This is a genomic window from Mycobacterium sp. E1747 (assembly GCF_001667775.1).
Taxonomy (GTDB): Bacteria; Actinomycetota; Actinomycetes; order Mycobacteriales; family Mycobacteriaceae; genus Mycobacterium.
This window is the reverse complement of sequence record NZ_LZJI01000027.1, coordinates 1-19,474: the sequence shown is the minus strand read 5'-3', so window position 1 is coordinate 19,474 and position 19,474 is coordinate 1. Positions and strand designations below refer to the sequence as shown.

The 19,474-nt window shown below is 69.4% G+C and carries 17 protein-coding genes and 2 pseudogenes; 12 read left to right on the top strand and 7 right to left on the bottom strand.

All coding sequences use genetic code 11. The features are described 5' to 3' along the window. Window positions 1-1,906, bottom strand: a 1,906-nt coding sequence (locus A5695_RS02200; protein ID WP_068077600.1) for an RNA degradosome polyphosphate kinase, incomplete at its 3' end; no start/stop codon positions are given. Window positions 1,907-1,995: 89 nt separating this feature from the next. Then, window positions 1,996-2,649: a 2-phospho-L-lactate guanylyltransferase gene (gene cofC, locus A5695_RS02195; protein ID WP_068077594.1), complete on the bottom strand. Its 654-nt coding sequence runs from the start codon at window positions 2,647-2,649 to the stop codon at window positions 1,996-1,998. Window positions 2,650-2,761: 112 nt separating this feature from the next. Between cofC and A5695_RS02190 the strand changes: the two genes are divergently transcribed. Both A5695_RS02190 and A5695_RS02185 read left to right on the top strand, forming a co-directional pair. After that, entirely contained in the window at window positions 2,762-3,781 is a 1,020-nt protein-coding gene (locus A5695_RS02190) for an NAD(P)H-dependent glycerol-3-phosphate dehydrogenase (RefSeq protein WP_068077592.1), read from the top strand. A gap of 70 nt (window positions 3,782-3,851) precedes the next feature. After that, a complete protein-coding gene (locus A5695_RS02185; RefSeq protein ID WP_068077590.1) occupies window positions 3,852-4,964 on the top strand; it encodes a D-alanine--D-alanine ligase family protein in 1,113 nt (370 codons plus the stop codon). A 28-nt stretch (window positions 4,965-4,992) separates the two neighbouring features. Here A5695_RS02185 and A5695_RS02180 read toward each other — a convergent pair whose 3' ends face one another. Further along, window positions 4,993-5,565 (bottom strand): DUF3515 domain-containing protein, encoded by a 573-nt coding sequence (locus A5695_RS02180; protein WP_068077588.1) that lies wholly within the window; start codon window positions 5,563-5,565, stop codon window positions 4,993-4,995. A gap of 156 nt (window positions 5,566-5,721) precedes the next feature. Between A5695_RS02180 and A5695_RS02175 the strand changes: the two genes are divergently transcribed. The 4 genes from A5695_RS02175 (at window position 5,722) to A5695_RS02160 (ending at window position 9,814) form a co-directional block, all read left to right on the top strand. After that, entirely contained in the window at window positions 5,722-6,684 is a 963-nt protein-coding gene (locus tag A5695_RS02175; RefSeq protein WP_068077586.1) for a thiamine-phosphate kinase, read from the top strand. A gap of 39 nt (window positions 6,685-6,723) precedes the next feature. Continuing rightward, window positions 6,724-7,407 carry a uracil-DNA glycosylase gene (locus tag A5695_RS02170; protein ID WP_068077584.1) on the top strand — a complete coding sequence of 228 codons (684 nt, stop codon included), beginning with the start codon at window positions 6,724-6,726 and terminating at the stop codon, window positions 7,405-7,407. A gap of 5 nt (window positions 7,408-7,412) precedes the next feature. Further along, window positions 7,413-8,339 (top strand): NADP-dependent oxidoreductase, encoded by a 927-nt coding sequence (locus A5695_RS02165; RefSeq protein WP_068077598.1) that lies wholly within the window; start codon window positions 7,413-7,415, stop codon window positions 8,337-8,339. 110 nt (window positions 8,340-8,449) lie between these two features. Next, window positions 8,450-9,814 (top strand): HNH endonuclease signature motif containing protein, encoded by a 1,365-nt coding sequence (locus A5695_RS02160; RefSeq protein ID WP_068077582.1) that lies wholly within the window; start codon window positions 8,450-8,452, stop codon window positions 9,812-9,814. 100 nt (window positions 9,815-9,914) lie between these two features. Here the strand turns inward: A5695_RS02160 and A5695_RS30145 are convergent. Both A5695_RS30145 and A5695_RS02150 read right to left on the bottom strand, forming a co-directional pair. After that, window positions 9,915-10,231 (bottom strand): annotated as a pseudogene (locus tag A5695_RS30145) (hypothetical protein); the annotation flags it as partial. A gap of 14 nt (window positions 10,232-10,245) precedes the next feature. Then, the gene (locus tag A5695_RS02150; RefSeq protein WP_068077596.1) at window positions 10,246-10,689 is read right to left on the bottom strand and encodes a nuclear transport factor 2 family protein; all 444 of its coding nucleotides are present in this window, start codon (window positions 10,687-10,689) and stop codon (window positions 10,246-10,248) included. A gap of 96 nt (window positions 10,690-10,785) precedes the next feature. On the opposite strand from A5695_RS02150, the pseudogene A5695_RS02145 reads away from it, so the two are divergent. Both A5695_RS02145 and A5695_RS02140 read left to right on the top strand, forming a co-directional pair. Continuing rightward, window positions 10,786-11,100, top strand: a pseudogene (locus A5695_RS02145) (SDR family NAD(P)-dependent oxidoreductase); the annotation flags it as partial. A gap of 50 nt (window positions 11,101-11,150) precedes the next feature. Beyond that, a complete protein-coding gene (locus A5695_RS02140) occupies window positions 11,151-11,972 on the top strand; it encodes a mycofactocin-coupled SDR family oxidoreductase (RefSeq protein WP_068077578.1) in 822 nt (273 codons plus the stop codon). 87 nt (window positions 11,973-12,059) lie between these two features. Here A5695_RS02140 and rpmB read toward each other — a convergent pair whose 3' ends face one another. Next, a complete protein-coding gene (rpmB, locus tag A5695_RS02135) occupies window positions 12,060-12,254 on the bottom strand; it encodes a 50S ribosomal protein L28 (RefSeq protein WP_067921921.1) in 195 nt (64 codons plus the stop codon). 262 nt (window positions 12,255-12,516) lie between these two features. Here rpmB and A5695_RS02130 point away from each other — a divergent pair, with 262 nt between their 5' ends. The 3 genes from A5695_RS02130 to A5695_RS02120 are packed head-to-tail and all read left to right on the top strand — an operon-like array spanning window position 12,517 to window position 17,199. Next, window positions 12,517-14,205, top strand: coding sequence for a DAK2 domain-containing protein (locus A5695_RS02130; protein WP_156749416.1), 1,689 nt, complete (start codon window positions 12,517-12,519; stop codon window positions 14,203-14,205). Between the two features lie 2 nt (window positions 14,206-14,207). Continuing rightward, a complete protein-coding gene (gene recG, locus A5695_RS02125; protein ID WP_068077574.1) occupies window positions 14,208-16,439 on the top strand; it encodes an ATP-dependent DNA helicase RecG in 2,232 nt (743 codons plus the stop codon). A 46-nt stretch (window positions 16,440-16,485) separates the two neighbouring features. Continuing rightward, window positions 16,486-17,199, top strand: a complete 714-nt coding sequence (locus A5695_RS02120; RefSeq protein ID WP_068077572.1) for an HNH endonuclease family protein — start codon at window positions 16,486-16,488, stop codon at window positions 17,197-17,199. Between the two features lies 1 nt (window position 17,200). Here the strand turns inward: A5695_RS02120 and A5695_RS02115 are convergent, their stop codons facing one another. Beyond that, window positions 17,201-18,046, bottom strand: a complete 846-nt coding sequence (locus A5695_RS02115) for an aldo/keto reductase (protein WP_156749417.1) — start codon at window positions 18,044-18,046, stop codon at window positions 17,201-17,203. A 455-nt stretch (window positions 18,047-18,501) separates the two neighbouring features. On the opposite strand from A5695_RS02115, the gene A5695_RS02110 reads away from it, so the two are divergent. After that, a partial coding sequence (locus tag A5695_RS02110) for an alpha/beta hydrolase (protein WP_068077568.1) occupies window positions 18,502-19,474 on the top strand: 973 nt, incomplete at its 3' end.

Genomic DNA, 19,474 nt, shown 5'->3' with positions numbered 1-19,474 from the left:
GACCGAGGATCGAGCGGACCGCGATGTTCTCCGAGAATCCTTCGGCGCCGGGCCGCAGCGCGCAGATGCCGCGCACCACCACCTCCACCCGAACGTCGGCCCGCGACGCCCGGTAAAGCGCGTCGATGACCTGTTCGTCGACAAGCGCGTTCATCTTGAGCCGGATTCGGCCACCACCGTGTTCGCGGTGCGCGGCGATCTCGCGCTCGACGCGTTCGATGATGCCCGTGCGGATGCCGTGCGGGGCGACCAACAGGTTGCGGTAGGAGACCTTGCGCGAGTAGCCGGTCAGCGAATTGAAGAGGTCGGTCAGGTCGGCCCCGATTTCGGGAGACGCCGTCAGCAGTCCGACGTCCTCGTAGAGTCGCGCCGTCTTTCCGTTGTAGTTGCCGGTGCCGATGTGGCAGTAACGCCGGATCGCCGAACCCTCGCGACGGACGACGAGGCAGGTCTTGCAGTGTGTCTTGAGTCCGACGTACCCGTAGACGACGTGCACGCCCGCCTGCTCCAGCGTTCGCGCCCAGCGGATGTTGGCCTGCTCGTCGAAACGCGCCTTGATCTCGACCAGCGCCACCACTTGCTTGCCGGCCTCGGCCGCAGCGATGAGCGCCCGAACGATCGGCGAATCACCGCTTGTGCGGTACAGCGTCTGCTTGATCGCCAGCACATTCGGGTCGGCGGCCGCCAGCTCGATGAATCGCTGCACGCTGGTCGAGAACGACTCATACGGATGATGAAGCAGCACATCGCCTTCGCGCAGCGTCGCGAAAATGCTTCTCGGCGTCTCGCGGTCGACGAAGGCGGGGCTGGTGGCGGGGACGAAAGCCGGGTCCTTGAGCGCCGGCCGGTCGACGCTGTAGATCTGCCACAACGACGACAGGTCGAGAAGGCCAGGCACCTCGATGACGTCACCCGGGTTGACGTCGAGTTCGCGCAGCAGCAATTCCAGCATGCTCTCGGTCATGTCGTTGGCGACCTCGAGACGCACCGGCGACCCGAACCGCCTGCGGGCCAACTCCCGCTCCAGCGCCTGCAGGAGGTCCTCGTCGCGGTCCTCCTCAACCTCGTAGTCGGCGTTGCGGGTGATGCGGAACGCGTGATGCTGAACGATATCCATGCCCGGGAACAGCACCGGCAGGAAGGCCGCGATCAGCTCTTCCATTGGCAGATAGCGGATTACGGTCGCCCCTTCGCCATCGTCTGGATGTCCGGGGCCGCGCAGTTCGACGAATCGATCCACGTTGTTGGGCACCTTCACCCGCGCGAAATGCTGGCCGCCCTCCTCGGGTTGGCGCACCATGACCGCCAGGTTCAGGCTCAATCCACTGACGAAGGGGAAGGGGTGCGCGGGGTCGACCGCGAGCGGAGTCAGCACGGGAAAGACTTGTTCGTGGAAATAGGTCGACAGTTCGTCGCGCTCACCCTGATCCAAATCGGCCCACGTGACTATATGTATGCCTTCCTCGGCGAGCGCCGGTCGCACCGAATCGAGGAACACCCGCGCGTGCCGGGTCGCGATCCGTTGAGTCTGCTCACCGATGAGCGCCAGTTGCTCGCGCGGCGTGAGTCCGTCTGCGGAGCGAACCGACAGCCCCATCTCGTCGCGGCGCTTGAGGCCGGCGACGCGGACCATGTAGAACTCATCGAGGTTGGACGCGAAGATGGCCAGGAACTTGGCCCGCTCCAACAATGGCAACGAGTTGTCGTCGGCCAGCGCCAGCACACGCGCGTTGAAGTCGAGCCAGCTCAGCTCGCGGTTGAGGTAGCGGTCCTCCGGCAGGTCGGTGATGGCGGACGGCGTCGCGGCGGGCGGCGCTGCCACGGCCGAGTCGCCTTGATGCCACAAGTTCTGGTCGGGGCGTGCCTCAGCTTCGGTTTCAGTCACCCTGCGATCATTGCTCATCACTCGCCGATGCTGCTAGCGCTCGACGGACATCCATTCCCCGTTGGGACGACGTTCACCGCGACGACAGGTTCGCCGGGTCGCGGCCGATGTCACTGGTGGGCGAGGGCCCGGGCGGTCGCCGCGCCCACGCCGAGGCGGCGCGCGGCGGCGAGGTCGTCGGGGGTGTCGACGTCGCAACGCAACCCCGGCCACGCCCCGGTCAGTTCGATCGCGCCCGAACGTCGATGCCGCGCCGACGAATCGGCGCCGAACTGCGGGTCGAGCCGCGCGCCGAAGGCGAACAGGGCGGCGGTTCCCGTCGCCAGCCGGTCGGCGACGAAGCTGCGGCGGTGCTGCCGCGCGACGGCGATGGCCTCGGCGAGCTCTTGCGTCTGAAGTGCCGGCAAATCGCCTTGCAGCACAACGATATTGGGGAAGAATCCGCCCACCGCCCGTTCCGCGGTGGCGATCGCGTTGTTCAGCGGGTCGCCGTGGCCCTCGGGGGTCGGGTCGGCAAGCACCTGCGCCCCCAGCTCCGTCGCCGCCGCGGCCGCAGCTTCGTCGGGCGTGACGACGGTGATGGAGCCCATCGCGTCAACGCGTCCCGCGGCGGTCAGGGTGTCGATCAGCATGGCGAGCACCACGCCTTCCCGGGTGCGCGCCGAAAAAACCGGGGCCAGCCTGGTCTTGGCCGCGGCCAACCGCTTGACGGCGACAATCAGGGCAACGTCCTTGCCCGCGTCGTCGGCTTGTATGCCGCTCATGAGATCTCATCCTGCCAGCGACCGTCGACGGCGGACGCGCTAGCTCGCGTGACGTCCGCTGATCTAGGGTGTAGCGGCTGCAACACGCTGAGAGGACAGACGGGGGTGGTGGATGACCGGCTCGAAGGGCGCCGTCGCGGTCATGGGTGCTGGGGCGTGGGGCACGGCGTTGGCCAAGGTGCTCGTCGAGGCCGGGGAGCCGGGATCCGAGGTCACGCTGTGGGCGCGCCGGTCTGACGTCGCCGACCAGATCAACGCCATCCGGTCCAACCCCGACTACCTGCCGGGCACCGAGTTGCCGGCGGGCCTCCGTGCGACCGCCGACGCGGCCGAGGCGCTCGCCGGTGCTTCGACGGTGCTGTTGGGAGTGCCCGCGCAAACGATGCGCGCCAACCTCGAAGGATGGGCGCCGCTGGTGCCCGACGGCGCCACCCTGGTCAGCCTCGCCAAGGGCATCGAGCTGGGCACCCTGATGCGGATGAGTCAGGTCATCGTGTCGGTGACGGGGGTGGACCCGGCTCAGGTCGCGGTGGTTTCGGGGCCGAACCTGGCCAGCGAGATCGCCGACTGTCAGCCCGCCGCCACGGTCGTCGCGTGCAGCGACTCCGGTCGCGCCGTCGCGCTGCAGCGCATGCTCAACACCGGGTACTTCCGCCCCTACACCAATAGTGATGTCGTCGGCACCGAGATAGGCGGGGCGTGCAAGAACGTCATCGCGCTCGCGTGCGGCATGGCGGCCGGCGTCGGGCTGGGGGAGAACACAGCGGCGGCGATCATCACCCGCGGCCTGGCCGAGATCATCCGGTTGGGGATCGCGCTCGGCGCCAAGGGCGCCACGCTGGCAGGGCTGGCCGGGGTGGGCGACCTGGTGGCGACGTGCACGTCGCCGCAGTCGCGCAACCGGTCCTTCGGCGAACGCCTGGGGCGCGGCGGGACGATGGAGTCGGCCATGCAGGCCGGCGGCGGCCACGTCGTCGAGGGTGTGACGTCGTGCGAGTCGGTGCTGGCGCTCGCGTCCAGTTACGACGTCGAGATGCCGCTTACTGATGCGGTGCACCGGGTCTGCCACAAGGGGCTGTCGGTGGACGAGGCGATGGCGCTGCTGCTCGGCCGCCGGACCAAGCCCGAGTGACCGCGATGGAAACCGCGGCCAGCGGCGCCGCCCGGCCCGAACGCCGCGCAACCGGTAGCCTCTTTAGGTTGTGAGTGCCAGCGGAAACCGCGTGCGCGTCGCTGTCGTCTTCGGGGGGCGCAGCAACGAGCACGCCATCTCGTGCGTGTCCGCGGGCAGCATCCTGCGCAACCTGGACCCCCAGCGGTTCGAAGTGCTGGCGATCGGCATCACCCCGGAGGGGTCGTGGGTGCTCACCGACGGCGATCCGGACGCGCTGGCCATCAGCAACCGGCAGCTGCCCGAGGTGACCTCGCAGTCGGGCACCGAACTGGCCCTGCCGGCCGATCCGCGCCGCCGCGGCCAACTGGTCGCCCTTTCGCCCGGCGCCGGCGAGGTCCTGGCGTCCGTCGACGTGGTGTTTCCGGTGCTACACGGGCCATACGGGGAGGACGGCACGCTGCAGGGCCTGCTGGAACTGGCCGGGGTGCCCTATGTCGGGGCCGGCGTGCTGGCCAGCGCGGCGGGCATGGACAAGGAGTTCACCAAAAAGTTGTTCGCCGCCGAAGGCCTGCCGGTCGGCGCCTACGTGGTGCTGCGCCCGTCGCGGTCGACCCTGCGGCCCGAGGAGCGCGAGCGGCTCGGCCTGCCGGTGTTCGTCAAACCCGCGCGGGGCGGCTCGTCGATCGGGGTCACCCGGGTGTCGAGCTGGGACGACCTGTCCGCCGCCGTCGCGGCCGCGCGCCGGCACGACCCGAAGGTGATTGTGGAGGCGGCGATCACCGGCCGCGAGCTGGAGTGCGGTGTGCTCGAAATGCCCGACGGCACAATCGAAGCCAGCACGGTGGGGGAGATCCGCGTGGCGGGGGTGCGTGGACGCGAGGATTCGTTCTACGACTTCGCCACGAAATATCTTGACGATGCGGCCGAATTGGACGTGCCGGCCAAGGTGGATGACGACATCGCCGACGCCATAAGGAATCTGGCGGTTCGGGCGTTCAAGGCCATCGACTGTCAGGGGCTGGCCCGGGTCGATTTCTTCCTCACCGACGACGGGCCCGTGCTCAACGAGATCAATACGATGCCCGGGTTCACCACCATCTCGATGTACCCGAGGATGTGGGCGGCCTGCGGCGTGGACTATGCCACCCTGCTCGCGACCATGGTGGAAACGGCGTTGGCCCGGGGCGTGGGTTTGCGCTAGCCGGGCGCGGCGGGTCGCCACCAGCCAGCTAGCGGGCGGGCGCCGGGTTGATCGGCACCGCCGCAACGGTGCGGTCGATCAGTTCCGAGAGCTGCTGGATCGGCGTCGGTCCCGATCCGGACGCTAGCGTGAGCGCGACGTACACCGGCCGGTCCACCGTGTACCAGGTCGACCTGCCCGCGTCGCCGGCGGACTGCTGTTCGGGATGCACCTCGAACCACTGCACCCGGTCGACGACCTGGATCGGCGAGCCCACCACAAACTCGGCGGGGCGGTCGAGCCCGCAGCGCAGCACCACGGGCTCGCTGTCCGGTCCGGCGCGCCACGCGGCCGCGCCCTGGGGCGCCGGCTGCGCCAGGGGCGCGCGTTGATACTCGCCGAGCCGCTGCGGTAGCGCCCCGGCCAGCGCCCGGCATGCGGCGCTGTCGGCCTGGGGCGCCGGGGCCGCGGGCACGGCTACCGGTTGCGGCGGCGCCTCGCGGTTGGCCGCGATCGCCAGGATCACCCCGATCGCGACGACGGCCAGGGCGACCGCGGCGATGATCAGCGCCCGCGGGGGCCCCTCATCGACGGCGGGTCGGGTATCGGGGTGGGTCGTCACCGCCCGCGCACCTCCTATCTCGGGCCGCGAGCGGTCCGCATCGTGACGGGGCTTTAAACTGGCGCGGGCCGCTCGCGCGGGCAGTAACCCAACTTACCGCAGGTCGGCGGCCGGATAGCGGCCCGCAGGGGTGGGGACGTCCCCGGAGGAGGTGGCGTGGGCGACGACGGATCGAATTCCACACTGCAGCAGCTCGGTGAGTTCGCGGTCATCGATCGGTTGGTGCGTGGTCGCCGGCAGCCGGCCGCGGTGGCGGTCGGGCCGGGCGACGACGCGGCGGTGATCCAAGCCAGGGACGGCCGCATCACGGTGTCGACCGACATGCTGGTGCAAGACCGGCACTTTCGGCTGGACTGGTCGACCCCGCACGACGTCGGCCGCAAGGCCATCGCACAGAACGCCGCGGACATCGAGGCGATGGGCGCGCGGCCCACGGCCTTCGTGGTCGCCTTCGGCGCCCCGGGCGACACGCCGACCGCCAGCGTCGACGCGCTCGTCGGCGGGATGTGGGACGAGGCGCACCGGATCGGCGCGGGCATCGCCGGCGGCGATCTCGTCGGCTGCCCGCAGTGGGTGGTCTCCGTGACCGTGCTGGGGGACCTGGACGGCCGCGCGCCGGTGTTGCGGTCTGGCGCCAAGGCGGGATCGGTGATCGCGGTCGCTGGAGAGCTGGGCCGCTCGGCGGCCGGGCTTGCGTTGTTCGGCAAGGGGATTGAGGGTTTCGACTCGCTGCGCCGCCAGCACCTGGTGCCCCAGCCGCCCTACGGTCAGGGTGTGGCGGCGGCGGCCGGGGGAGCGCAGGCGATGATCGACGTCTCCGACGGCCTGGTCGCCGACCTCCGGCACGTCGCCGAGGCGTCCGGCGTGGCGATGGATCTGTCGACCGCGGCGCTGGCTGCGGATCACGACGCGCTGACCGCCGCGGGCAGCGCGGTGGGCGCCGATCCGTGGTCGTGGGTGCTGGGCGGCGGTGAAGACCACGCCCTGGTGGCCTGTTTCGCCGGGCCGGCGCCGGCCGGGTGGCGAATCATCGGGCGGGTTCTCGACGGCAAGGCCGACGTGCTCGTCGACGGACAACCCTGGACCGGCTACGCGGGCTGGCAGTCATATGACGGTTAGGGTGACGCGGTGAGCGTCGATGCTACGAAAGGACCCGCAATGACGGCGCGGCCGTTGAGCGAACTCGTCGAGCGGGGCTGGGCCGCCGCGCTGGAACCGGTGGCGGATCAGGTGGCCGCCATGGGTCAGTTCCTGCGCGCCGAGATCGCCGCCGGGCGCAGGTACCTCCCAGCGGGTCAGAATGTGCTGCGCGCCTTCACCTTTCCGTTCGACGAGGTCCGAGTGCTGATCGTCGGGCAAGACCCGTACCCGACGCCGGGACACGCCGTGGGACTGAGCTTTTCGGTGGCCCCCGACGTGCGTCCGCTGCCGCGCAGCCTGGCCAATATCTTCGACGAATACTCCGCCGACCTCGGTCATCCGCAGCCGGTGTGCGGTGACCTGACGCCGTGGGCTCAGCGCGGGGTGATGCTGCTGAACAGGGTGCTCACCGTGCGGCCGAGCAATCCGGCCTCGCACCGGGGCAAGGGCTGGGAAGCGGTGACCGAGTGCGCGATCCGCGCGCTGGCCGCACGCTCGCAGCCGTTGGTGGCGATCCTGTGGGGGCGCGACGCCGCCACGCTCAAACCGATTCTGGCCGAAGGGAATTGCGTGGCCATCGAGTCCCCGCATCCGTCACCGCTCTCGGCTTCTCGGGGGTTCTTCGGGTCGCGTCCGTTCAGCCGTGCCAACGAACTGTTGACGGGAATGGGTGCCGACCCCATCGATTGGAGGCTGCCGTGACCGAGATGACGGCATTGAGGGCGCACCGCCGGGGTGGCCCCGAGCAGTTGGTCGTCGAGCCGGCGCCCGTACCGGTTCCCGCCGCGGGCGAAATCCTGGTGGCCGTCCACGCCGCGGCGATCACATTCGACGAGTTGACCTGGGACGAGACCTGGACCCGAGACGGCGTCAGCCGCACACCGGTGATCCCGTCGCACGAAGCGTCGGGTGTCGTCCGCGAGGTGGCCGCCGACGTGGCGGATTTCGCGCCCGGCGACGAAGTGTACGGACTGATCCCGTTCGACCGCGATGGCGCCGCGGCCGAATTCGTCTGTGTCCCCGCGGGCGATCTCGCCACCAAGCCGTCGACGGTGCCGCACGTCGTTGCCGCCGCGCTGCCGCTGGCCGGCCTGACCGCCCTGCAGGCGCTGGTCGACCACGCGGGCGTGCAGGCCGGCGAGAACGTGCTGGTGCACGGCGGCGCGGGCGGCGTGGGCACCCTGACGGTTCAGCTGGCCGCGATGCTGGGCGCGCGCGTCACCGCCACGGTCCGCAGCGGTGCCGGCGACCTCGTCCGCGGGCATGGCGCCACCCGCGTGATCGACGTCCGCACCGAGACATTCGACGACGCGGTCTACGACGTCGTGATCGACACCGTCGGCGGTGAGACGTTGGACCGGTCGTTTCCGGTGCTGCGCCGGGGCGGCCGGCTGGTCACCCTTTCGGCGCCCCCGCCGCCGGGCAGGGCCGACGAATACGGTGTCACGGCAACCTTTTTCATCGTCACACCGAACCGCGACCAGCTCAGGGAACTCGCCTCGCTGGTCGACGGCGGGCGGTTGCGCGTCGACATCGCCGAGACCTTCCCGCTTGAGCGGGGTCGCGAGGCGTTCGAAAGCGGCCGGCGCCCGGGCCATCGCCCCGGCAAGACGGTCATCGTCGTCCGCGATTAGCGCGGTTCCTGTTTCCAAACTCACGGCTGCTTTGAATATCTTGTGTCACTTTGGTTTCAGTGGTCACAATGTGGGGTTTTCTGTCGGTGGGTGTTTCTAGGGTTTGGGGCATGGGTGTCAGTAGTCGTGAGGAGATCGTCGGGGTCATCGACGCGCTCGACGACGACGCTGAAAGCTTGTGTGAGTTGTCTTTTGACGTCCTGACCATCCCGGAGCGGCTGCGCGCCTTGGAGCGGGTGGAACGCGTGGCACGCATGTTGCGCACCCCGCAGCACGCGTTGATCAACCAGTTGTCGGCGCAGGCCAGTGCCCAAGAGTTGGGCGGTTCGTTGCGGGTGGGGTTGGCCGAGCGGTTGCGGATCACCAAGGCCGAGGCCGGCCGGCGCATCGGGGACGCCGCCGAGCTTGGGCCGCGGCGGGCGTTGACCGGTGAGCCGTTGGCGCCGGTGTTGAGTGCGACCGCGGCCGGTCAGCGCGCGGGGTTGATCGGTGATGGGCACGTCAAGGTGATTCGCGGCTTTTTTGCTCAGCTGCCGGTCGGGGTGGATGTGTTGACGCGGCAGGCCGCCGAGGCCGACCTGGCCGGTAAGGCCACCGGATATCGCCCCGATGAATTAGCCACCTACGCAAGGCGGCTCATGGATTGGTTGCACCCCGACGGCGACTTCAGCGATGCTGAGCGGGCCCGCAAGCGCGGCATCATGTTGGGGGCTCAGGACGGTGACGGCATGGCGCGCCTGAGTGGCCTGGTCACCCCGGAGCTGCGGGCTGCCATCGAGGCCATGCTGGCCAAGCTGGCCGCCCCGGGAGTGTGCAATCCCGACGACGAGACCCCGGTGGTCGACGCGGCCCCCGATGAGGATGCGGTGCGCCGCGACACCCGCAGCCAGGCCCAGCGCAACCATGACGCCTTCCTCGCCGGGCTGCGCGGCCTGTTGGCCTGCGGCGATCTGGGCCAGCACAACGGGCTACCGGTGTCGATCGTGGTGACGACCACGTTGCAGGATTTGGAGGCCGCCGCCGGTAAGGCGTTGACCGCCGGCGGCACGCTGGTGCCGATGTCGGATGTGATCCGTTGGGCCGCCCACGCCCACCACTATTTGGCGATCTTCGACAAGGGCAGGTCGCTGGCGCTGTATCACACCAAGCGACTGGCTTCCCCGGCGCAGCGAATCATGTTGTATGCCAAGGACCGCGGTTGCACGCGACCGGGGTGCGATGCGCCGGCCTACCACAGCCAAGTCCACCACGTGCGCGGCTGGCAAACCACCGGCCGCACCGACATCGACGACCTCACCTTGGCCTGCGGGCCCGACAACCGGCTCGCCGAAACCGGCTGGACCACCCGCACCAACGCCCGCGGCGAAACCGAATGGATCCCCCCGCCCCACCTCGACCGCGGCCAGCCTCGTACCAACACCTACCACCACCCCGAACGATTCCTCCGCGACACCGACGACGACGAACCCGGCTGACATAACGACCCGTTTCGCCCCGCCAGCCCTGGGTTCACGATCGCCGCTGGCGCCGCTGACAGCATGAACGTATGTATGACTGGGAAGACACCATCCGAGAGCGGGGCCGCAGCTTGTCCTGGTTGGACGACCACACCGCCGCCGAGAACCTCACCTTGACGCACGTGTCGTCGAACCGCGGCCAGGTCTCGACCACCGATCGCTCGGCAGCCCTGACGACCGGGTGCTCGATCAGGTCGAGCGCGGAGAGTTCCTGTTCGTTCTGCGACGCTGTCTCAACGGGGTCGCCAGGGCATGCGCTGCTGTTCCGACATGCTTCCCAAAGTGATTGTGGTACAAGGTAAATCGTTCGTAGATTTGTTCAGGACGCAAGCTGTAAGGCGGGCGCGACGCCTCGCGGGACGCCCGTCGAGCCAGCGGCGTTCACGCGGTCAGAACTTCAAATGCCGGCTGACGTCGCCGACCTGGTCGACGAACATGGTGCGGCTGTCGAACCGCCAGGCGCCCTCGACCCGCTGGAAGGTGTCCTTGTAGTGCCCGGTCACGATCACCTGCAGCGGCAGGTCGGGCGTGGCCTGGGTGATGCAGTAGTACGACGTGCTGTGGGCGGTCCCCGCGGCCTCGTCGATGTGCAGCTGCACATTGGTGGTGTTGTGCTTGGTCTTGGGCGTGCCGTCTTCGTAGATGCGCGTGGTCATCTCATACATCTCGCGCACCCGGGCGGCACCGGCGAACACCGTCTGCGGCGGGCCGTTCTCCACGCCGCAGATGCGGCCGTGCTCGAAGAGCCGGGCGACCCCGTCCAGGTCACCACCGTCGAGAAGCTCGGCGTACGTGTAGATCAGGTTCGTGATTTCTGTTGCGCTGTCACTCATGTGGACCACCCGCCGCACCCATTGCCTCCGCTTCCGCGAACAATGGTGGCAGAACCGGTCGAATTTACATAGAACCGACCATTACTCTTGATCGCCGTGACCCAACCTTGGACGCCGAGCCGGCTCGGCAACCTGACCGGCAAGCGAGTCGTCGTGACCGGAGCGACCAACGGCGTCGGGCTTGGCACCGCCCGCGCACTGGCCAAGGCCGGCGCACACGTGATCCTGGCGGTGCGCAACACCGAGCTGGGCGAGCGCCGCGCAACCGAAATTTCCGCAATGGGCGGCTCGACCACGGTGGCCAGGGTCGACCTGGCCGACCAGTCCTCGGTGCGCGCCTTCGCCGGTTCGATCGCCGACGACATCGACATCCCGATCAACCACGCCGGCGCCCTGACCGACCGCCGCAGCCTGGTGGCGTTCGCCGAGCACGAGACCGGCACGAAGCTGGAGGTGTAGCGATGGGGGAACTCGACAACAAGGTCGCCGTCATCACCGGCGCCGCGCGCGGTCAGGGCCGCAGTCACGCGGTGGCCTTCGCCGAACAGGGCGCCGACATCATCGCCGTGGACATCTGCACCGACATCGCCGCGATTCCCTACCCGCTGGGCACCAAATCGGATCTCGACGAGACCGCGCGGCTGGTTGAAGCCGCCGGCCGCCGGGTGGCGCCCGTCGTCGCCGACGTTCGCGACCTGCCGCAACTGGAGGCCGCGGTGCAAACCGGAATCGACGACCTCGGGGAGGTGGACATCGTCGTCGCCAACGCCGGGGTGGTGGCGATCGGTGACCCGGAAGCCCACTCCCAACCGGTGTTCAACACGATCGTCGACACCAACCTCAAGGGGGTGTGGCACACGTTGCTGGCGACGGTGCCATCGATCGTCCGCAAGGGCCAGGGCGGGTCGATCGTGCTGGTCAGCTCGTCGCAGGGGCTGACCGGCCGGGGCGGCGACGGCAGCGCGGCGATGTTCGCCTACGCCGCGTCCAAGCACGGCGTGGTGGGGTTGATGCGGTCAGCGGCCAACGCCTACGCGCCACACAAGATCCGGGTCAACTCGGTACACCCGAGCGGCGTCATGACGCCGATGATCCTCAACGACTTCGTGGTCAACCGGATGCTGGAGAACCCCAACCCGGCCGTCTCGCAGATGCTGCTACCCGACGTGCCGCTGGTCGAAGCGCAGGACGTGACCGAAGCGGTGCTGTGGCTGGTCGGTCCCCGTGCCCGCTACGTGACGGGCGTGTCGATACCCGTCGACGCCGGGCACACCGTGATGTAGCCCCGGACTAGCCCGACGGGGCCGACCCGCGGCGCCCGGTCCCCCAGCTTCGCGGGGGTACCCGCAACGCCGCGCTTGCGATCGCCCCTAGCCCCGGGCGACCTTGCCGGCCTTGATGCAGGACGTGCAGGCGTTGAGGCGCTGCTTGTTGCCGCCCGGGCGGGTGACAACGTGCACGGTCTGGACGTTGGGGTCCCACCGGCGGCTGGTGCGGCGGTGGGAGTGCGACACCGACTTGCCGAAGCCGGGGCCTTTCCCGCAGATGTCGCACACAGCGGCCATTGTTCAAGCTCCTCAAATCTCGGGGGTCCGGCTCGGCGGTCTGACACGGGGCCGGGAAAGCCCGGGCCGACCCGGGCCCAACCAGGATACCGACTCCGGTGGCAACCACCAAAACGATCACCGCCGCTGTCGCCCCGTCTGGCTAGGCTCAATGGGCCGGATCGCCCCGCCGGACGGGTGGTGGTCACGGGCAGCCGGCGCCGGGGTCGCCGGGCTACGCTGGCGCCCACCGGGGGCCTGGTTGTGGAGGAGGTGACTGGCACTGGGAACGTCGGAACGTCTGCTCGACGCGATCACCCTGCGGGACTGGGCGCACACCGCCGTCAGCGATCTCATCACCCACATCGACGAGATCAACCGGCTCAACGTGTTCCCGGTCGCCGACTCCGATACCGGCGCCAACATGCTGTTCACCATGCGTTCGGCACTGGCCGAGGCCAATGCCGGGGTGAATGCCGAGGGTGGCTCGGCCTGCGTTGCCCGGGCCGCGGCCGCGATGTCGGCCGGTGCGCTCAACGGCGCGCGCGGAAATTCCGGCGTGATCCTGTCGCAGATTCTGCGCGGAATCGCCGACGTCACCGCCGCTGCGGCGGCCGATTCCGGCGGTGAGCTGCCCCATATCGATGCCGCCATCCTCGGGGAGTCGTTGCGGCGCGGCGTCGACCTGGTCATCGCGTCGATGGGCGGGCAGGAGATCCCGGGGACCATTGTCTCGGTGCTGCGGGCGGCGGCCGACGCCGTCGGGGAGTGCGCCCGGGCCGGGGAGGGGCTCACCGCGGCGATCACCGCCGCCGGCGACGCGGCGGTCGTCGCGCTGGAGAAGACGACCGAGCAGCTCGACGTGCTGGCCGACGCCGGCGCCGTGGACGCGGGCGGCCGGGGCCTGCTGGTGCTGCTGGACGCCCTGCGCACCACCGTCACCGGTCAGACGCCCGCCCGAACCGTGTACGAGCTGTCGCCGCGGGCGCCGCAACCGGACGGCGCCGCCGAGCGCCCCGCGCCGCAATTCGAGGTGATGTACCGCTTGGACGGCTGCGATGCGGCCGCCGCCGACGCGCTGCGGGACCGGCTCGGGGAGCTGGGCGATTCCGTGGGCATCGCGGCCGCGACGGCGTCGGCCGGGCGCACATACTCGGTCCATGTGCACACCGACGACGCGGGCGCCGCGGTCGAGGCGGGGATCGCGGCGGGGCGATTGAGCCGCATCGTGATTTCGGCGTTGAGCTCGGGCGCCGCCGGCCAGCCGGTCGGCGGCTGGACGCGGGAGCGGGCAGTGCTGGCGGTCGTCGACGGCGACGGCGCCGCGGAGCTGTTCGGCGGCGAGGGGGCCTGCGTGCTGCAGCGCGATCCGGCCGCGGGCGACCCGGTGAACATCAGCGCCCACCAGCTGATGCGCGCGGTGATCGACACCGGCGCCGCACAGGTGATGGTGCTGCCCAATGGCTACGTGCCCGCCGAGGAGTTGGTCGCGGGGTGCACCGCGGCCATCGGCTGGGGGATCGACGTGGTGCCGATCCCGACGGCGTCGATGGTGCAGGGGCTGGCCGCGCTGGCCGTGCACGAAACGGGGCGGCAGGCGGTGGACGACGGCTACACCATGGCCCGCGCCGCCGGTGCGGCCCGGCACGCGTCGGTGCGCATCGCGACCGAAAGCGCGTTGACCTGGGCCGGCCGCTGCCAGCCGGGCGACGGGCTGGGCATCGCGGGCGACGAGGTGCTCATCGTCGCGGCGGACGCGATCGCGGCGGCCATCGGCCTGCTGGATCTGTTGCTGGCCTCCGGCGGGGACCTGGTGACGGTGCTGGTCGGCGCCGGCATCGAATCGGACGACGACGTCGCGGCCGTGGACGACGTCCTGCAAAAGCACATGCACGACCATCACCCCGGCACCGAGCTGGTTACCTACCGCACAGGCCATCGCGGTGACGCGCTGTTGATCGGGGTCGAGTAGCCGTGGCGTCGCTGGGCGACCGGCTGGATTTTGTGGTGGGGGCCAAGGCCGCTGATCAGCTCGACGAGGAATTGGGCATCCGTACCGTCGACGACCTGCTGCGCCATTACCCGCGCAGCTACACCGAGGGTGCGACCCGGTGGGATACCGACGACCAGCGCCCAACGGCCGGCGAGCACATCACCATCGTCGACACGATCACCGAAACCAAGACGTGGCCGATGAAGAAGACCCCGAAGAAGCTCTGCCACCGCATCACCCTCGGCGCCGGCCGCAACAAGGTGACCGCGACGTTCTTCAACGCGAACTATCTGAAAAAGGACCTGACCGAGGGCACCAAGGTGATGCTGTCCGGGGAGGTCGGGTTCTTCAAGAACGTCATGCAGCTGACGCACCCGGCCTTCCTCATCCTCGATTCCCCCGACGGCAAGAACCGCGGCACCAGCTCGCTGAAGAACATCGCGATCGCCTCGCAGGCCACCACCGGCGAGGTGCAGATGGCGGCGTTCGAGCGGGCCTTCTTCCCGATCTATCCGGCGACCACCAAGGTGCAGAGCTGGGACATCTTCAGGTGCGTGCGCCTGGTGCTCGACGTCCTGGATCCGGTGGACGACCCGTTGCCCGCCGACCTGTGCGCTCGCCACGGCCTGGTCTCCGAGGACCGGGCGTTGCGCGACATCCACCTGGCCGAAGACCAGGCGGCGCGGCGGCGAGCGCGGGAGCGGCTGACGTTCGACGAGGCCGTGGGGCTGCAGTGGGCGCTGGTCACTCGGCGGCACAGCGAGCTGTCGGAATCGGGGCCTCCGGCGCCGCCGCGCACCGACGGCCTGTCCGCGGAACTGTTGCGGCGCCTGCCGTTCGAGCTGACCGCCGGGCAGCGCGAGGTGCTCGACGTGTTCGCCGAGGAGCTCTCGGCCACCCGGCCGATGAACCGCCTGCTCCAGGGTGAGGTCGGTTCCGGCAAGACGATCATCGCGGTGCTGGCGATGCTGCAACTGGTGGACGCGGGTTACCAGTGTGCGCTGCTGGCTCCAACGGAAGTCCTTGCCGCCCAACATCTTAGATCCATCAACGACGTGCTCGGCCCCTTGGGGATGGCCGGTCAGCTCGGTGGGGCGGACAGCGAAGGCGGGGTGGCCACCCGGGTGGCCCTGCTCACCGGTTCCATGACGGCGGCGCAGAAGAAGCAAGTCCGCGACGAGGTGGCGAGCGGCCAGGCCGGGATCGTCGTGGGCACCCACGCGCTGCTGCAGGACGCGGTGGAATTCCACAACCTGGGCATGGTGGTGGTCGACGAGCAACACCGGTTCGGGGTCGAACAGCGAGATCAGTTGCGGGCCAAGGCTCGTCCCGGTGTCACCCCGCACCTGCTGGTGATGACGGCGACGCCGATCCCGCGCACCGTCGCGCTGACCGTATACGGCGACCTGGAAACCTCCACGCTGCGCGAACTGCCGCGCGGACGCCAGCCGATCACCAGCAACGTCATCTTCGTCAGGGACAAGCCCGCGTGGCTCGAGCGCGCCTGGCGGCGCATCACCGAAGAGGTCGCCGCGGGCCGGCAGGCCTATGTCGTGGCGCCCCGGATCGACGAGACCGACGAGCCGGAGAAACCGGAGCAGGACGCCAGGCCGACGGAGACCGCCGAGGGGCTGTACGCGCGGCTGCGCGCAGGCGAGCTGGCGAACGTGCGACTGGGACTGATGCACGGTCGGTTGTCCGCCGAGGACAAGGACGCCGCGATGGCGGCGTTTCGCGCCGGTGAGACCGACGTGCTGGTGTGCACCACGGTGATCGAGGTGGGAGTGGACGTCCCCAACGCCACGGTGATGCTGGTGATGGATGCCGACCGCTTCGGCATCAGCCAGCTGCATCAGCTGCGCGGCCGCATCGGCCGCGGTCGGCACCCGAGCTTGTGCCTGCTGGCCACCTGGGTCTCGCCGGGGTCGCCGGCGGGGCGTCGGCTCGCCGCCGTGGCCGCGACCCAGGACGGATTCGCGCTCGCCGACCTGGACCTCAAAGAACGCCGGGAGGGAGATGTCTTGGGCCGCAACCAGTCCGGCCGCGCGATCAACCTGCGCCTGCTCTCGCTGGCCGACCACCGCGACGTCATCGAGGCCGCACGCGCCTTCTGTGTCCGAAGCTACGATGAGAATCCGGCCAGTCCCGAATTGGCTTTGCTGGCAGCGCCTTTCGTCACCACCGACCGGATCGAATACCTGGACAAGTCGTGACCGCCAGCGACGATGCAGAGCGAAGCGATGAGGAGGAGCGGCGCTGGTGAATCGCAAGGTGCTGCTGTGGTTGTCCGCGGCCGCGGCGATCGCCCTGCTGGTGGCCTACCAGACGGTCGGATCCTCGACGGCCAGGCATGCCGACGAATACGCCGCGCGCGCCGACGTTCCGACGGTGCAGCCGGGCACCGACGTGCTCGCGGGCATCGCGGTGCTGCCGCTGCGGGCGCACCGGTACGACTACCGCCGCGCGGCGTTCGGTGACGCGTGGGACGACGACAACGACGCCCCGCAGGGGCACAACGGATGCGACACCCGCGACGACATCCTCAACCGCGATCTCGTCGACAAGACCTACGTGTCGACCAAACGGTGTCCGGACGCGGTGGCCACCGGCACCCTGCACGACCCGTACACCAACAAGACGATTGCGTTCCAGCGCGGCGCCAAGGTCGGCGAGGCGGTGCAGATCGACCACATCGTCCCGTTGGCCTACGCCTGGGACATGGGCGCCTACAACTGGCCGGCCGGGGAGCGGCTGCGCTTCGCCAACGATCCGGCCAATCTGCTGGCCGTCGACGGGCAGGCGAATCAAGACAAGGGCGATGCGCCGCCGGCGCAGTGGATGCCGCAGAACGCCGCGTTCGCCTGCCAATACGCCATGCAGTTCATCGCCGTGCTGCGTGGCTACGCGCTGCCGGTCGATCAGCCGTCGACCGGCGTGCTCCGCCAGGCGGCGGCCACCTGCCCGGTGGGTTAGCTCAGACGCCCTCGAAGGTGTTGGGATCCGGGCGCAGCCGGGTGCCGTCGTTGAGCCCGTTGATCGCATCCATGTGCTCGGCGGCCAGCTCGAAGTCGAACACGTCGAGGTTGCCGGAGATGTGTTCGGGGTTGGCGGACCGGAAGACCACCGCGTTGCCCAGCTGCAGGTTCCACCGGAGCAACACCTGAGCCGGCGTCTTGCCGTATTCGCCGGCGACCGAGGTCACCGTCGGGTTGTCCGTCAGCTTGCCGAGCGCCAGCGGCGTGTAGGCCTGGGTGACGACGTTGTGCTCCGTGTTGGTCTTGCGCACGTCGGCTTGGTTGAGCAGCGGGTGCAGCTCGATCTGGTTGACCGCCGGGGTGACGAAGGTCAGGTCGATGACGTCGGTGACGTGCTGCTCGGTGAAGTTCGAGACGCCGATCGAGCGTGCGAGCCCGTTTCCGCGGCACTGGATCAGCCCGCCGAAGGAGTTCACGTATTCACCGCGCGACGGCACGGGCCAGTGGATCAGGTAGAGGTCGACGTAGTCCAGGCCGAGCCGCTCCAGGCTCTCCTTGCAGGCCTCCTCGGACCGCAGGAACCCGTGGTCGGCGACGGCCAGCTTGGTGGTGACGAACAGTTCGGCGCGCGGGATCCCCGAGGCCGCGATGGCACGGCCGACTGCGGCCTCGTTGCCGTAGGACGAGGCGGTGTCGATCAGCCGACAGCCCATCTCCAGCGCCGCGGAGACCGCGCGTTCCGTCTCGTCCTCGGACAATTCCGCGACACCCAAGCCCAGCACCGGCATCGTGTTTTCGTCATTAAGAGCTATCGAGGGCACGGCAGCGCCCGATTCGCCAGCCAATGTCATTCACCTGCCTGTGAGGTTGAAGGTTCGTGGGTCCAACCGGGGGCCGTCTCGAGCGAGAAGAGCGAGAAGATTGACGCCATCCCATCGGCGCAGAATTCAAGGCGCTGAGTTCGAAATCGAATACGTCGAAGCTGCTCGCAATCCGTGAGGCGGTTACCGGCTTGGGGATCACGATATTACTGGGCTGGAAAATACCACCTCAGCAACGCCGGGCAGGGGCGCGGTGATACAGACCCCGTCTTCTTTTTTGGGATACTGGTCAGGACGTAGTGTTGGCCACACGGCACAACCGGGGCGGGCCACCGTCCAGCCGGCACCGGACGCGCAGCGCGGCACCGGCCGCACCCGCTCGGTGGCTGCCGAACATTATGAAGAGTCCGAGACGACGGGGCGGGACGAATAACCGTCCGTCGTCGAGCGTCGCCACGTTGGATGTACAGGGAGTGCCCATGACCAAAAGCGTGCCTGCGCCGGACCTCCACCTTGGCGCCAAACACGCGCCGATGCGTCTGACCAGCCGCATGCAGGGCGCTGTCTCCACGATCGGCGCCAAGGTCATTCCGTGGATCCCGACCCCCGCCAAGCGCGCGCTGTTCGGTGGCCGCGCGGTGACCATCGACGGCCACACGCTGGACGCCACGCTGCAGCTGACGCTCTCCGGGCTGCGCGCCGTCGGCATCGACGGCCTGGTGGTCGACGACGACGCGAGCGCGTCCCGCGCCCAGTTCCGCCAGATGTTGCTGGAGCTTCCCGGGCCGCAAATCCACGTCGACGTCAGTGACCTGTCGCTGCCGGGACCCGCGGGCGCAATCCCGGCGCGGCACTACCGGCCCGCCAACGGCGCGTCCGCACCCCTGCTGGTGTTCTACCACGGCGGGGGGTGGTCGATCGGCGACCTGGACTCCTACGACGCCCTGTGCCGGTTGACCTGCCGCGACGCCGGCATCCACGTCTTGTCCGTCGATTACCGGTTGGCCCCCGAGCATCCGGCCCCGGCCGCGGTCGAGGACGCGTATGCCGCCTTCAGGTGGGCGTACGACCACGCCGAGGAACTCGGTGCCGCGCCAGGTCGGGTCGCGGTCGGCGGGGACAGCGCGGGAGGCAACGTGGCGGCCGTCGTCTGCCAACAGGCGCGCGACGAGGGCGCGCCCGCCCCGGTGCTGCAATGGCTGATCTACCCCCGGACCGATTTCACCTCGCAGACCCGTTCCCTGGGCCTGTTCGCCCGCGGCTTCCTGCTGACCAAACGCGACATCGATTGGTTCGAGTCCCAGTACCTGCGCGGCTCGGGCATTGACCGGGCGGATCCCCGGGTATCGCCGCTGCTGGCCGAGTCGCTGGCCGGGCTGGCGCCGGCCCTGATTGCGGTCGCCGGGTTCGACCCGCTGCGCGACGAAGGGGAGAGCTACGCGGCGGCGCTGC